Origin of the sequence: Piscibacillus halophilus (assembly GCF_900110685.1) — a bacterium.
Classification (GTDB): domain Bacteria; phylum Bacillota; class Bacilli; order Bacillales; family Alkalibacillaceae; genus Piscibacillus; species Piscibacillus halophilus.
Genome location: NZ_FOES01000016.1, coordinates 38,235 through 53,048, shown reverse-complemented (window position 1 = coordinate 53,048; position 14,814 = coordinate 38,235). Strand labels below are relative to the sequence as shown.

The following is a 14,814-nucleotide window of genomic DNA, read 5'->3' as shown; positions in this document are numbered from 1 at the left end:
TTCATCATCATTTTAGGGTGATAAGCAGGGCAGCCGGTGTCGCGTGAAAAGCTTGCGAAAGCTTCTTCCGGAATTTGTTCGACTAAATCATTCACAACAAAAGCCATATCATCTTTGTCTAATTTTATTTCTAAATCTAAAGGCAAAACCACTTGATTCATGTTATAATGTTTAAACATAAGGATCCTCCTTTGGGGTTATGGTGTAGTTACTTTAATTCTATCAAAGGGGATCCTTTTTGTTTATCTAAAATTAAAAAAGAGTATAAAAAAATCGTGGAGAACATCAATTTTGATGTCTTCCACGATTTTTTATTTTACTGGGTTTTGTCCCAGCCTCTTTCTTCATTATGACGATCGTTTAAGTCTTTCTCACCTTTATGATTGTCTGGTAACGGATCTACCTTATGTTCATAAGAATAACCTTTAGAAATAACGAAAACCGTTAAGGCGAGTACTCCGAGTACAATAGCAATTGAAATTAAAAGGACTTTTAACATCCCTAAACACCTCTAACTCTATTAGGAGTTCCGACGATTTCGGTTCCCCTTTTGTCCTCTGTTATTTGAACGGCGATCATCACGTCGACGACCTCCGCGATTACGATCTCCTTGACGCCCACGACGTCCACGGTTACGGTTTCCACCGCCACCTTTTCCACCTGACACCTTCTTCACACGTAAAGGTGATACAGCTGTTAATTTAACAGGTGTACGGTCAGGTTCTTTCGCTAATAGTTTTAATGCAGCAGCAACGACATCAACCGAATGATATTCATCTAACAGGTTTTCAGCTACATGTTTGTATTTTTGAAAGTCTTGCTCCTCAATAACACTTAATAACTCATCTCGAGTAGCTTGTTGAATACCTTCTAAAACATCATCATAAGATGGAATCTGCTTACGAGTCATTTTGTGTTTCGTAAGCTCTTCAATGTTTTTAAGATGCTCAAATTCTCTTGGTACGACAAACGTCACAGCTTGACCTTTATTTCCTGCTCGTCCTGTACGTCCAATGCGGTGAACATAGCTCTCAGGATCTTGAGGTAAGTCAAAGTTATATACGTGTGTAACTCCCGAAATATCTAGACCACGGGCTGCAACATCCGTTGCAACTAATATATCTGTTGTTTGATCTTTAAAACGTTTAATCGCTCTTTCACGTTTACTCTGTGTAATATCACCATGAATACCTTCAGCTGAATATCCTCGTTTTAATAAACCTTCAGTCAGTTCGTCCACGCGCTTTTTCGTACGACCAAAAATAATCGCTAGTTCTGGTGATTCAATGTCTAATAGTTTACATAGTACATCAAATTTTTGTGGTTCCTTTATTTCTAAATAATACTGTTCGATGTTTTCAACCGTTAGCTGTTTAGCTTTAATACGGATGACTTCAGGTTGGTCCATAAAACGTTCAGCTAAGTTCTGAATACGCTTAGGCATCGTCGCTGAGAATAATAGTGTCTGATAGTTAGATGGGATTTCAGCCATAATCGCTTCAATATCTTCGATGAATCCCATATTTAACATCTCATCCGCTTCATCCAATACCACTGTATGAATTTCATCTAAACGAATCGTACGACGGCGAATGTGGTCTAATAAACGTCCTGGTGTTGCCACCACAATCTGTGGGTGTTTTTTCAATGCCTTGATTTGCCTTTGAATGTCTTGTCCACCATAGACAGGAACGGTTCTAACACCTTTATTTTGGCCGATTCTATTAAGCTCCTCACCTACTTGAATCGCTAATTCACGTGTTGGAGCGATCACCAATCCTTGAACTTTCGATTGGTTCATATCCATTTTTTCAATCATCGGAACCCCAAATGCAGTTGTTTTACCTGTACCTGTCTGTGCTTGTCCGATCATGTCCCGGCCTTCTAAAGCAACCGGGATAGCTTTTTCTTGAATTGGCGTTGGATTTTCAAAACCCATATTTGACAATGCTTTTACAATGTCCTGACCAATATTAAAATCTTTAAATGCTTTCAATCTTTTTCCTCCTAATAAATAAGTAAAATTATCTTTTTTATGAAAAACTCGTCTGACCCTCTCCTCCAGGCGTGGAACTGGAGATGATGGACATATTATTCTAAAATTAGCTTTCCTAAATAGAGATAATTTTATGAAGGAATACTAAATCCAAAAATTCCCGAACTTTTCATAAGACAATTCAGTATAACTGTTTCAATATAAAAAATCAACTTTATTCATCTAATAAGCCCGAAGCTAACTGTTCAAGAATCAAGTCATCCATTGGTGGATTGTGTAATCCTGCCCTTACATCACGGTAATAACGTTCAAATGGATATTCTTTAGATAATCCGCGTCCTCCTGCGATTCTCATCGCTAAATCAACCACCTTATTGGCGTCATTGGTGGCTGTAACTTTTACAACTGCTAATTCTTTAGCAAGTTGTGGACGTTTTTCTGGATGACGATCCCACTCTTCAGCCACGTGAAATAAATAAGTTCTGGCACGCCTTAAAATAAGATCCATTTCACCGATTTTCTGTCTAACATGAGATTCTTTCGCTATCGGATGATCTAAACTATTCGGTTGAAATTCTTTCGCAAATTGAACTGCATCCTTTAAAGCTGCTTTGGCAATTCCAAGATAACACGCTGGAATGTGTAATAACCAACCCTTTGGACCTGAGGATTTACCTTTTCTTTCAACTAAATGTCTCTTACTAACGACGACATTATCTAAAACGAGATCATCACTTGCAGTTCCTCTCATTCCTAGTGTATCCCATGTTGGTTCCACTGAAACACCTTCTTGTTTCATGTCGATCAAAAACCAACCCATCTGCTCTTCGTCTTCAATCCACGCAGATACAATGGCATAATCCAATACTTCGGCCATGGTTGTAAATGTTTTTCGCCCAGTCAAACTATAGCCATCCACCGTCCGCTTAGCAACCGTCTCGGGTCTTCCTCCACGAGTCGGGCTTCCGGTATTTTTCTCAGTTGACGCTCGATTGAATAACTTCTGTTTATGAGCTTTCTTTGCGACCCAGTCAAAATTTTCGTCAGTCCAAAGCTTGCCTTCTTTTAACTCCATCAAAATTCCATTATGCCAACCGACTGATAGGGCTGTTGCGGCATCCCCTTCAGCAATCTTCTCTTGCATAATGAGCCACTCGTATAACGATAGATCCTCACCACCATATGAAGCTGGGAGGACCAACGATAAGTATTGATGATCCTTTAACGTTTGAACTGTTTTATTTAAAAATCGTCCTTTTTCATCAGCTTCCTTCACATGATTTTTTAATTCATTAGATAGTTTAGTCGCTCGCTGATACAAATCGATATGCCGGTTATTTTTCAAAAATATATGATCTTCTTGCATCGTGTATTGAAGCTCCTTTCCCAAGTATAAGATATCATATGTACTGACTAGGAATTAGCTTAATACAAAAGCACAGGATTATAAAATGTTTAGGTTTATAAAAGTGAAGGAAAACTATTTACAAAGGAGGGGTTATGGATGAAGGGAATTGCTTTTATCAACTATCTTATTAATATCGTTTTTGGACTGGTTCAATTAATTCTAGGCTTACGAATTATTTTAAAGCTATTTGGGGCATCTGTATCGGCTCCAATTGTTGAATGGACATATAATACTAGTGAACCTTTACTACACCCGTTTGAAGGGATCTTTCCGACTAAAGTGTTAGATGGGACATTCGTGGTCGAATTCTCCGCTATATTTGCCTTTTTGATCTATACGATCATCGGCTATTTCCTTACGAGTCTAATAATGGGGTTCGAACGTAAGTGGAATAGCTCTTAGGTTGTCCAAAGGCTAGCCTCTAGGCGATGTCGATCGGACGCAGGTAGTATGGTTCCCTACCTGTTAAACGCACGGTACTTACGTGACCGTGCGTTTTTTTATTCGTTCTTTATTGGATAAGATTAATAGCCCTATGATTAATAAAGCTAAACCAATTCCGGATAACCAATTAATGGCTTCACCTAATAAACCAATTCCTAATAAAGAAGCCGTTAATGGTTCTGCCAAGGCTAACGTGACAGCAGTAGAGGCGGTGACACCTTTTAATCCCCTAGCAAATAATAAATAAGCCAAGGATGTCGCAATTAACCCAAGGTGTAAAATTGATAAAGTTCCTGACCACTGAAGCGTCCAACTTAAATCAGCCATAAACAATAGTGGGAGTAAAAAAATGGCGGCTGTCGTAAAAACTAACGCTACTACAACATCTGGTGGATGAGTTTCAACTAAAGTTTTGCTGACAAATGTATAAACTGCAAAAGAGAGCCCCGCGACTAATGCACACAACATTCCAATCGGGTTAAACACAACTTGTTCACCGGACTGAAATAAAAGTGTACATCCTAAGACCGCTAATAATGTTGAAATGCCCCACACCCAGTCTGGTAGCCGTTTATACCATAACCATTCAATCACACCTGCAAATACCGGTGCACTACAAATGGCAACGACCGTACCTATAGCAACACCTGTTAGATCCACCCCAGTAAAAAAGAATGGTTGATATAAAGCCATGGCCATGGCGCTAATGAGTAAAGGAATTTTAGGAAGCTTTTTTAACGAAACATTCCTTTGAAAACTAATATATATAAATAATGCGCCACCTCCAATAAGTAAGCGCAATGCCCCTACAACTAAAGGCGTGGCCTCATGAGGTGCTAACGCCTGAGCAGTACCCGTTGTTCCCCAAAGAATTGCTGCAAATAAAACTAGCAAAATATGAAGCTTCACTCTCCATCATCCCTATATTTCTATTTATTTTTTCACATCTTAAATCACCTTAATATTACCATTTTTTAGATATTAGGAGAAATTAATCGATTTAAAATGGATTGGTTGCCCATTGTAAGGATTGTTTGATAAATATACGCTGGTTCAGTTTCAATTGGGCGACCATAAATTCAGCCAAGTCTTCTGGTTGCATATATTTATCTTCATTCTTCTCTTCCAATTGATCGCCAAAAACTAATTCAGTAGCAACAAGACTTGGATTCATCGTAAAGACACGTATGTTATAACGACGCACTTCTTGCATGAGCGCTTCACTCATACCTTGAACGGCAAATTTTGATGCACTATATGCAGACGATCCTGCTGTCGCCTTAAGACCATTACTTGATGAAATATTTATAATGTCACCTTTATTCTTTTCAATCAAGTCTGGAAGTACAGCTCGCGTGACATAATAAGTTCCAAAAACATTGACCTCAAATGGTTTCTTCCACTCTGTAGGGTCTGTATCGACAAGATCACCTTTTGAACCAACCCCAGCATTATTAATTAAAATATCCGCTTTGCCAAGGCGTTCTCTTAATTGATCAATCGCCTCATTAACGGCATCCATATTAGATATATCCACCGCTACAAATTCTACATTAACTCCATGTGCTTTAAGTTCCTCAGCTATTTTTTGTAGTTTACTTTCAGTTCGTGCTATGAGGCCGACGTGAACACCTTCTTTTGCTAATTCGCGAGCTGTGGCACGCCCGATTCCAGATCCCGCCCCTGTGACATAAGCAATTTTGCCTTTAATATTTTGACCCATCGAATCCATCCTTTCATATCATCGTTAATATTCATTTTAGATAAAAAGAAAAGCCGCGACAATGATCACGGCTTATAGTCAATTGGTTTTAAGTTGTTCTCAATTTGATCTCGTCGACTTTCTAAAAATGGAGGTAATGCAAGCGATTCACCTAAATGATTGGCATCCTCATCGGTTGCAAACCCAGGACCGTCCGTGGCCAGTTCAAATAGAATGCCATTTGGTTCTCTAAAATAAACTGAGCGGAAATAAAAGCGATCCACAAAACCGGAGTTACCAATTCCTAATTGATTTAGCTCCTCTAAATACTCCCTAATTTTCTCTTCATTTTCAACACGGAACGCTACATGGTGAACTCCACCACGGCCTAATCGTTCACGTGGTAAATCAGTTCGAACATGGATGTGTAATTCAGCACCCGTACCACCTTCACCCGTTTCATATACAATGACTTCACGACCAGTCGAATGATGCAGATACTCACCTGCACGCCGAAAACCCATTAATTTCGTCAAGATCGCTTCAGTCGGTTCTAATTCGGGAATCGTTAAATGAATCGGACCTAACCCGATAATCCCGTAATTAGGATTTGCTGCACTTCTTTCCCAAGGCGTTCCACCCGCAACTCCTTTATTCGTTTCATCAGATACTAGCATTAATCGTTGCTTTTCAAAATCTTTAAATGGAATCACCTTACGCCCGAATTGTTCAATAATACCATCATTTTCAACATCATATTCATCCAAACGCGTTTTCCAATAATCAAGCGCTTCATCATTTGGTACCCTTAGAGAAGTTGTTGAAATACTGTTATTTCCATCATGATTTTGACCTGCACGAGGAATTTCAAAGAATGTTAACTCTGTTCCAGGATTTCCAACCTCATCACCATAAAATAAATGATAAACAGACGGATCATCTTGGTTGACTGTCTTCTTTACCATTCTCATACCTAAGATCTTCGTGTAGAAATCTAAATTTTTCTGAGCATTTGCGGTAAAAGCCGACAAATGGTGAATACCTAATAACTCCATGAAAAAGCTCCTTCCTGAAACCTTTTACTTTATAGTAACGAAAATTATCTTGAATTAAAAATAAAATGATTTTTGTATATACGTGCAGGTAACTTTAATATTTTATGAAAAGCTCCCGATAAACTTTAAACTGTCAACATCCTTTTGATCATAATATCCATTCAATATCTGATTAACATCATCAAGTAACTGGTCTGGACTCACCCATTCTCCTTTCTTCTCTGTAAAAGGTTCTGCCACATAAAAAGGTTGAGTCAAATACATCTCTAAACGCTTACCACGTTCGAACATCATTCGATCTTGATCTGAGAGTCGTTCAATTCCTCTTTGATTGACTATATAGGAGAGTTCCCTATACCGTCTTATTACTTTTTTTGCTTCTTGTTGAACCTTCATATGTTCTTCGTTCGTATGAATATCTTCCAAGATCACCGAGACTGACTGAACAGGGTCAATAGCAGGAAAAAGTCCTCTAGAAGCTAAACTCATATCGAAATGCCATAGAGTATCAAGTGGGCCATAAGGTAATTCTTCATCAACGGCATCCCCAGATGTGTCTACTATTAAAAACGTAACCTTAGTTCCATCCACACCATCAAATTGTTCAAAAAAATCCTGGAATTCGTCTGTTAAATACTTTTCGCGGTCTACTCCTAAGAGTACTTCCGTGTCTAATAACTGTTGTTCAACAAACGTTTTGATATCACTTACTCTAGAACTATAAAAATCTGATTGCTCGATTACTTCTTCAATGCCTTGAGTTTCTTCATCCTTTAAACAAAAAGCTGTTTTAAATCCTTTGTTTTTCACTCTTTGAAAAACTTCTGCTAATACTACTAATTGTCCCATTCCATGCCTTGCAACTAACCCAACCGTTCCCCCTCGTACTATTGGCGAAAAGAGATCAACTACCTTAATACCCGTTTCTACACTTGTCATTTGACTCCCCCTTAAGATTAGTTCATCCACCTTACAATTAGCAAGTTCCGCTAAACTGACTAACGTTTTTACTTTTGCCTGACCGAGAGGAATTTTTCCTGTGCTTAGATTTGAAACTGTTGCAGGTCTTAAACCTACCGACTTAGCAGCCACTGTTAAATTTGGGACGCGCTTTCTCAATAGCTCTGTATTTAACCTGATCTCCTGTTTCAATTTTCACCCCTCCTTCACCTTAATTACTTTATATAGTAATATATTTTACTCTAAAAAGCAATATTTTTGTTTTATAAAATAAAAATAATTACTTTTAAACGTAATTAGAGTATTTAAAAAGCTTAACGATGTTATGACCGTTAAGCTTCTCTTCTATTTCATATCAATCCAAAACCGATTAACCACTGTGCCATCCTCTTCAATAAATGACTGGTCTTGAACCCCACCATTATTGAGTATGACTTTTCTTGAACCCATATTTTCTTCGTTACAAGTAATGAGAGCATTAGGTGTAGATACAACCAAATATTGTCGGATTCCCGAACTTAATTGACCATTTCCCATTCTTCCACAGGACCATGAACAACTTGAAACATCGGATGTGGAATAATGTCTTTAGCCACCAATGACTTCAGTTGCTTTAATCGATTAGGGTCACGTTGGCGTAACTTAGCACGAAGGTGAGCCCATTCATATTCCAGCTGCCCCGATGTAACCGGAATCTGGTCCCCAGGTTCAATTTTTACAATTTTAGAATGGTCAAAATTATAGCCTCTCGATTTAGCTTCAATATAGACGTATTCAAGATAAATCCCAATTGCTTGAATCGGGTCATCTTGTTCACGAAATCGAGCAAGTTGTGGGTGTTGTTTATATCCTCTCGTTTCACCTAAAAGTACCTTTTGAGCTAATAATGATTCACGCCAGCAGGCAACCAATCCTTTAGCATCTAAATATCTTGGGTGTATAGACCATAAACGCATCTTGCCAACCACCTCTATATAATTTGATCTAAACGTTTAAATTCAAGCTCTTGGAATTTTTCCATGACACGATCACGATTCATGTTAAACTGGGCCTTTGAAAGGTCACACGTAACTCCTGCTTCACAATGTATCTCAGCCAACTGTCTAGATAAGCGAACCATATCAAGGTCATTTTCAAATTTGGTTCGTTGAGCTTTTGTTAATGAATCTAAGTTATCTAAAATGTTGTCCAATGTGCCGTGTTGTTTCAATAGTTTAAGAGCTGTTTTTTCACCGATTCCTCGAACACCAGGATAGTTATCACTGGTATCTCCCATCATTGCTTTTAACTCAATCATTTGTTGAGGGGTGATTCCTTTTTCTTCAGTAAAACGTTCAGCATGATAGACATCATAGTTCCCATATCCTTTTTTCAATAAGACAACATGGACATTATGATCGAGGAGCTGCAAAATATCTTGGTCGCCTGTCAAAATATAAACCTCTGAATCTTTTTTATATAGATTCGCTAATGTACCGATGCAATCATCCGCTTCATAACCGACTTCCCCAACATTCGGGATATCCATTGCTTCAGTCACTTCTTTTACGAGATCAAACTGTGGGACTAACTCTTCTGGCGGAGCTCCACGATTGGCTTTATATTCAAGATATAAATCATTTCTAAATGTATGGCTTCCCATATCCCAACATGCTATCACATGTGAAGGATTAAACGTATTGGTAGCAGTTAGTAAATGCCTGACGAACCCGTGAACAGCATTCGTCGGAATCCCTTTACTATTTACCATAAAATATCCACTCATCGCTGTTGAATAAAATGCTCGGAACAACAACGCCATTCCATCAACTAATAAAACTTTATTTTTTTCCATCTCAAATCCTCCAATATTATTATAAAAGGCACACCCTAAAGCTTCTGTGTGCCTACTTTTTCTCAACTGTCCTAAATTTTTTTATAAACTCTTCAGGTGCATCCTTAATATGCAGGGATATAACACCTTTTGTCGTATGCAAATAGAAGAACCCATATTGATTCGATAACATCTTATATGATAAATCGAAAACCTGTTCAATTGGAAACTCCTTCTCTTCAGTCACGATCCGATCCTTATATAATTCTACCCAATACTCTTCTTCGATACGTTTCTGCTGAAAGTTAAAATGATCAATCTCTCGCCTAATGCTGAAGTAGGGATGTTTATGTAAAATAGCTAAAACTCCCTTCAATGTTCTGAAATAATTATAGCATTGAATACGAGCCCTGTCTTGTCTGATGACGTATGCGAAAAGTAAAGTTATTCTTTATTACTCTATACAATCTTTTATTCCTATTATACACTTCTTATTAACAAACCATTATAGGGGTTGAGAATATGATAGATAATAATTTCAAGCAAATGATCGAAGTCATTCACCTATCTGAAAAACTAAAATTTGAGCTGCGTCATAGCTGGTTATCTAACGGAAGACAAGAAAGTGTCGCAGAGCACACTTGGCGTGTTTCATTAATGGCCATGCTCATTACCCCTCATTTAGAAAAAGACATCGATACTTTAAAACTATTAAAGATGATCATCATCCATGATTTAGTAGAGGCTGAGGCCGGGGATATACCTGCCTTTGACACACTAGATAATAAAGAAGCGAAACAACTGAAAGCCAAAAATGAAGAACAAGCGATTTTATATATAAAAGAATTAGTTGGAGGCGAACAAGGCGAAGAGTGGTATCACCTCTGGCATGAATTTGAAAATAAAGACACGTTTGAAGCAAAAGTGGCAAATGCCCTCGATAAACTCGAAGCGCAAATCCAACACAACGAAGCAGATATCGATACATGGCTGCCAATTGAATATGATATGAGCTATATGCTAGGGCGCCATACGTCATTCAGTCCAGTCTTAGAACAATTCAAAAACGTCATCGAACAAGAAGCTGATGACAAAATAAACAATACAACAAGATCTGGTTAATAAACCAGGTCTTTTTTTGCACCCTATGTTTTATGCTACACGTCTAACAATTAGAAGGAAGGAGGCTCATGATGGAAAATAATTTTGAGGCACTAGCCAATCCAACGAATCAATTATCTGAACAAGAACGCCTCGAAATTCTTGAAGAATGCATGACTCAATATGGTCATGAAGTCAAACGTGTCGTTTATTCATATGTTAAAGATTCAACCGACGCTGATGACATTACTCAGGATGTTTTTGTTAAAGTATATGAAAACTTAAACACTTTTAAAGGTCAATCTTCTTTTAAAAGTTGGGTATATTCAATAGCCATTAATAAAAGTAAAGACCATTTAAGGTCGTTAAAAAAACGACAACGGATTTATAAGGAAAAAGTAGTTAAGCTTTGGGACAACAAAGATGATGAAACACCTGAAAAACATTCGATCAGACAAGAGCATTCGAGCCAGATTTTAAAAAGCGTAAAACAATTACCTTTAAAATATCGAGAAGTTATTATTTTATATTATTTTGAAGATCTGACTTTAAAAGAGATTGCGGAAGCATTATCGATCAAATTGAACACTGCAAAAGCAAGATTACAAAGGGCACGAAAAAAACTAAAACCTAAATTGGAACATGATGGAGGTGATCAACTTGGATAAAGAACTACAAAAAGCTAAAGAAGAATATCAAGGTGAAATTACGTTTACCGATAACGATCGAAATAAAGTTCTCGAAAAAATATCTGAATCGAAGCTGACAAAACCAAGTAAAGGAATCTTTCACCCCTTTCCAGTAATATCGGCCTTAATTGCAACTCTGTTAATTGGATTTCTTTTCTTAACCAATACAGATCTGTTGGTTAATCAAAATAGTGGTTCTCCCGAAGATAAACAGGTAGAAGGTTACATTGTAAAAATCGAAGACAATGAAGCCTTGGTTACAAATTCAGATACGCAACAATCCATCTGGTTATCCGATATACCTGAAGAATTTGAGATAGGACAAAAAATTCAAGGGTCGTATGATAATTCCAGTTCAACTCAAGATTCGCCAACTTTAAATGATTTTGAAATAAAGCCTAGCCATACCATTGAAGGTTCGAATATGACGGAAGAAGAAGTGATTAGAACCGCTTTAACTACAGAAGACTATAGTCGTTTTGATCCTATTATGGTTCGTTCAGTAGAATACGAGCCAAGCACACAAGTTTGGACTATTCAATTGTCACTCAATGATCGAGGCGATTGGGAATTTAATATTGACGATCAGACACAAGAAATTATGACCGAGCACGATACTGAAACGAGCCAAGAGCCAGTTATAGAGGAAATCATAAATGAATATGAGGATACCATTACTTCATTAAAAAACGACGATACTCAGCAAATCAATTTTGATACGAAGGAAGAATTGAAAAACTATCTAACTCAATCGATGTCTGAAACATTAGCAGACAGTCATATTGAAAACTATATTATGGAGCGTGACGGGGAGTTATATTTAAGGGAAACTGAATTCCCTACATTTATTAATACAAATGAAGCGTATCTAACAGAGGAAATTGATAAAGACACTTATCACGCGATTCAAGAGCAAGATACCGAGTTGACTAACCATATCGAAATCACTTATATCATCCAAAATCAGCAAAATCAATGGATTGTTGAGGATGTTGATGTTCAATCATTAGAACAAAATTCAGTCAAAATAGAATCCGATCAACAGGCGAAAGAAGAAGTTAAAAAAGCATTACAATTAAGTGATCAATACCAATTGGATTATGAAGGTCAAGACGTCCCTTCTGAAGAATACGAAGGTCAAAATCTAGCATTAATTCATGTGTACGAAGAAAATGAAAATGCTACAGCCACTTATGGATGGTACTATATCAACCTTGAGAACCGAGCGATTTATGAGTATGATATTGCCACTAATAATTTGACTCTAATGTACGATTATAATGGCGAAGAATATGTAAAGGTAGAATAAGTAACCACCCTCCCCATTTAAAGGATAATATTTCATACATCGAATGACACTCAATTAAGGATACATTCGTTGTATGACTTTTCCATAAAAAATTCATTCTCTTCCTATAGCTATGCCAATCATCAGATGACGCTGCCTTAAAAACAGGTAGTATCAAAAAGCTATCCAACTATAAAATGACCTCGATATTGAAATCGAGGTCATTATTTTATGTCCAAAGGGACTCTTGATATGATGTACAGTTGATTCTAAGAACCTTGCATCAAATTATCACTTTTGACCTATTTTTTCTAAAATGAATCATTCCATCACAGTACACGTAAACATTTATATATATTTTGTCCTATACATTCGAGTGAACTATCAAAAAACTGACATATACATAGGACAAACGACTATAAAAACCGCAACTTTATCACATTTGACAACAAATTATTTGAATGTTAAATTAATTCTGAATTTATATTTCACTTATTTAACAAAGGTTGTGAAATATTTTTTTATCCTAATTTGTAAGCGCTTCACTAATCAACTTTAACCCTCATCTCTAAAACCCCATTTACAAAGAGTTTCATCATGAGCACGCTAAAAAATAATAAAATTGGGAGGTATTAAATGATTAAGCGTCATAAAACCGTTTCAATTGCTCTTGTGACACTTCTCAGTACAACAACTCTGCTCATGCCAGCATCATATAATTCATCAGCGGAACATAACGACGGACCTTCTCCTACCATCGAAGAAAAAAAACATAAGAATACCTATTTTAAAGCCCATTCTACTTTCTCTTGGGACGAACCGGGACCGACATCTCCTGTCTTACATCCAGGATCCCCGACTGGAGCTGGAATGGTAGAACAACCACTTGATGGTATTGACCCTATTATGGAAGAGATGATTGAGAATCAAGTTATGCCTGGTGCAGTCGCATTTATCGCTAGAAGAGGTCATATCGTGAAACATGATGCTTACGGTTATGCTTATCAGTATACGGATGATGAGTTCACTGAAGCAGAAAACCCGATTGACATGCAAGAGAACACCATATTTGACCTAGCTTCCATTAGTAAAATTTTCACGACAACTGCAGCAATGAAATTGTATGAAGAAGGATATTTTGAACTCGATGATCCAGTCGCTAACTATCTTCCTGAGTTTGCTGAAAATGACAAAGAGGATGTCACCATTCGTCAATTAATGACGCATACTGCAGGTTTTCCAGCTTGGATTCCATTGTATACTCAGGGGGATAACCGAGAAGAGCGTTTACAAATCGTTTTGGAATATCCATTGGACAATGATCCTGGAGAATCCTATACGTATAGTGATTTAAATATGATCACCCTTGGCGTTTTAATTGAACGCTTATCAGGACAAAGACTTGATGAGTTTGTCAAAAAACATATAACCGATCCTCTAAAAATGGAAGATACGATGTACAATCCGCCTAAGTCGCTAAAGCATCGAATTGCTGCCACTGAATATCAGCCTTATATTGACCGTGGGTTAGTTTGGGGCGAAGTACATGATGAAAATGCCTGGTCACTTGATGGTGTAGCAGGTCATGCGGGTGTTTTCTCAACAGCTTCTGACCTTGCTAAACTTGCTCATATGTTCGTAAACGATGGACGATATGGCGGCAAACAAATCCTACAAGAAGAGACGGTAAAGCTTTTAGCAGAAAATCAAATCCCGCAATTCCCAGGGAATGATCACGGTCTCGGGTGGGAATTAGGACAAGCCTGGTACATGGATGCTCTAACAGAGGGCAATACTTTGGGGCATACAGGTTATACTGGCACTTCGATTGTCATTAATCAAAATAATGACACCATTGCGATCTTACTTACAAACCGTGTTCACCCAACTCGAGAAACCGTTTCAACCAATTTTGCTAGAAGAGACTTAGCAAGACAAGTTGCGGATTCGATACCCGTCTCCATACCTAATGATGGCGAAGCATGGTTCTCAGGATATGGCGACAACATTGAGCACAACTTAACAGCAGAAGTTGATATTGCTGAAGATTCTCTTCTATCTTTTGAAACTTGGTATCGTATCGAGTCTAATTATGATTATGGCTACATTGAAGTATCAGTAGATGGTGAAGAATGGAATCAACTTAAATCATTTACTGATCGCAATGTTAATTGGGAACATAACACCGTTGAAATCCCTGCAAATACTAAGTACATTCGCTTCCGTTATCAAACTGACGGTTCTGTTAACAGTCGCGGTTGGTACATTAACAACGTTAAAATTGAATATCCAAATGGAGACATGATTGAGCCAGACCTAGCTGGAGATGGATGGATTGAAAGGGAATATTAATTCTAT

Annotated in this window: 16 protein-coding genes and 1 pseudogene; 5 read left to right on the top strand and 12 right to left on the bottom strand. The window is 37.6% G+C overall.

The features are described from left to right. The 4 genes and pseudogenes from BMY57_RS15875 to BMY57_RS08850 all read right to left on the bottom strand — a co-directional run. Positions 1 to 179: pseudogene (locus BMY57_RS15875) on the bottom strand (IS5/IS1182 family transposase); the annotation flags it as partial. A 137-nt stretch (positions 180 to 316) separates the two neighbouring features. Continuing rightward, the gene (ytzI, locus tag BMY57_RS08860; protein ID WP_091773659.1) at positions 317 to 499 is read right to left on the bottom strand and encodes a YtzI protein; all 183 of its coding nucleotides are present in this window, start codon (positions 497 to 499) and stop codon (positions 317 to 319) included. Between the two features lie 21 nt (positions 500 to 520). After that, the gene (cshA, locus tag BMY57_RS08855; RefSeq protein WP_143063809.1) at positions 521 to 1,996 is read right to left on the bottom strand and encodes a degradosome RNA helicase CshA; all 1,476 of its coding nucleotides are present in this window, start codon (positions 1,994 to 1,996) and stop codon (positions 521 to 523) included. A gap of 214 nt (positions 1,997 to 2,210) precedes the next feature. Beyond that, positions 2,211 to 3,362 (bottom strand): acyl-CoA dehydrogenase family protein, encoded by a 1,152-nt coding sequence (locus BMY57_RS08850; RefSeq protein WP_091773658.1) that lies wholly within the window; start codon positions 3,360 to 3,362, stop codon positions 2,211 to 2,213. Between the two features lie 138 nt (positions 3,363 to 3,500). Here BMY57_RS08850 and BMY57_RS08845 point away from each other — a divergent pair, with 138 nt between their 5' ends. Beyond that, a complete protein-coding gene (locus BMY57_RS08845; protein WP_091773657.1) occupies positions 3,501 to 3,806 on the top strand; it encodes a YggT family protein in 306 nt (101 codons plus the stop codon). Between the two features lie 78 nt (positions 3,807 to 3,884). Here BMY57_RS08845 and BMY57_RS08840 read toward each other — a convergent pair whose 3' ends face one another. The 8 genes from BMY57_RS08840 to BMY57_RS16185 all read right to left on the bottom strand — a co-directional run bounded on the left by BMY57_RS08840 (position 3,885) and on the right by BMY57_RS16185 (position 9,625). Continuing rightward, on the bottom strand, positions 3,885 to 4,757 hold the full coding sequence (locus tag BMY57_RS08840) for an EamA family transporter (protein WP_091773656.1): 873 nt from the start codon (positions 4,755 to 4,757) through the stop codon (positions 3,885 to 3,887). A gap of 91 nt (positions 4,758 to 4,848) precedes the next feature. Further along, entirely contained in the window at positions 4,849 to 5,571 is a 723-nt protein-coding gene (locus tag BMY57_RS08835; protein ID WP_091773655.1) for a 3-ketoacyl-ACP reductase, read from the bottom strand. A gap of 65 nt (positions 5,572 to 5,636) precedes the next feature. Further along, complete coding sequence (locus tag BMY57_RS08830) at positions 5,637 to 6,605, bottom strand: ring-cleaving dioxygenase (protein WP_091773654.1); 969 nt, start codon at positions 6,603 to 6,605, stop codon at positions 5,637 to 5,639. 102 nt (positions 6,606 to 6,707) lie between these two features. Beyond that, on the bottom strand, positions 6,708 to 7,757 hold the full coding sequence (locus BMY57_RS08825; RefSeq protein WP_091773653.1) for an ATP synthase beta subunit C-terminal domain-containing protein: 1,050 nt from the start codon (positions 7,755 to 7,757) through the stop codon (positions 6,708 to 6,710). Between the two features lie 153 nt (positions 7,758 to 7,910). Continuing rightward, positions 7,911 to 8,102 carry a hypothetical protein gene (locus BMY57_RS16090; protein ID WP_091773652.1) on the bottom strand — a complete coding sequence of 64 codons (192 nt, stop codon included), beginning with the start codon at positions 8,100 to 8,102 and terminating at the stop codon, positions 7,911 to 7,913. Then, positions 8,084 to 8,521 carry a pyrimidine dimer DNA glycosylase/endonuclease V gene (locus tag BMY57_RS08815; RefSeq protein WP_091773651.1) on the bottom strand — a complete coding sequence of 146 codons (438 nt, stop codon included), beginning with the start codon at positions 8,519 to 8,521 and terminating at the stop codon, positions 8,084 to 8,086. The genes BMY57_RS16090 and BMY57_RS08815 overlap by 19 nt, the downstream gene beginning before the upstream one ends. Before the next feature lie 14 nt (positions 8,522 to 8,535). Further along, positions 8,536 to 9,399 carry a 5'-3' exonuclease gene (locus tag BMY57_RS08810; RefSeq protein ID WP_091773650.1) on the bottom strand — a complete coding sequence of 288 codons (864 nt, stop codon included), beginning with the start codon at positions 9,397 to 9,399 and terminating at the stop codon, positions 8,536 to 8,538. Between the two features lie 52 nt (positions 9,400 to 9,451). Then, positions 9,452 to 9,625 (bottom strand): hypothetical protein, encoded by a 174-nt coding sequence (locus BMY57_RS16185; protein WP_218143540.1) that lies wholly within the window; start codon positions 9,623 to 9,625, stop codon positions 9,452 to 9,454. Positions 9,626 to 9,900: 275 nt separating this feature from the next. Here BMY57_RS16185 and BMY57_RS08800 point away from each other — a divergent pair, with 275 nt between their 5' ends. The 4 genes from BMY57_RS08800 to BMY57_RS08785 all read left to right on the top strand — a co-directional run bounded on the left by BMY57_RS08800 (position 9,901) and on the right by BMY57_RS08785 (position 14,808). Further along, on the top strand, positions 9,901 to 10,500 hold the full coding sequence (locus tag BMY57_RS08800) for an HD domain-containing protein (protein ID WP_423809561.1): 600 nt from the start codon (positions 9,901 to 9,903) through the stop codon (positions 10,498 to 10,500). Between the two features lie 71 nt (positions 10,501 to 10,571). After that, on the top strand, positions 10,572 to 11,147 hold the full coding sequence (locus BMY57_RS08795) for an RNA polymerase sigma factor (protein WP_177176361.1): 576 nt from the start codon (positions 10,572 to 10,574) through the stop codon (positions 11,145 to 11,147). Next, on the top strand, positions 11,140 to 12,477 hold the full coding sequence (locus BMY57_RS08790; RefSeq protein WP_091773647.1) for a hypothetical protein: 1,338 nt from the start codon (positions 11,140 to 11,142) through the stop codon (positions 12,475 to 12,477). Before BMY57_RS08795 ends, BMY57_RS08790 begins: the two co-directional genes overlap by 8 nt. Positions 12,478 to 13,092: 615 nt before the next feature. Next, on the top strand, positions 13,093 to 14,808 hold the full coding sequence (locus BMY57_RS08785) for a serine hydrolase domain-containing protein (protein ID WP_091773646.1): 1,716 nt from the start codon (positions 13,093 to 13,095) through the stop codon (positions 14,806 to 14,808). Positions 14,809 to 14,814 lie beyond the last annotated feature (6 nt).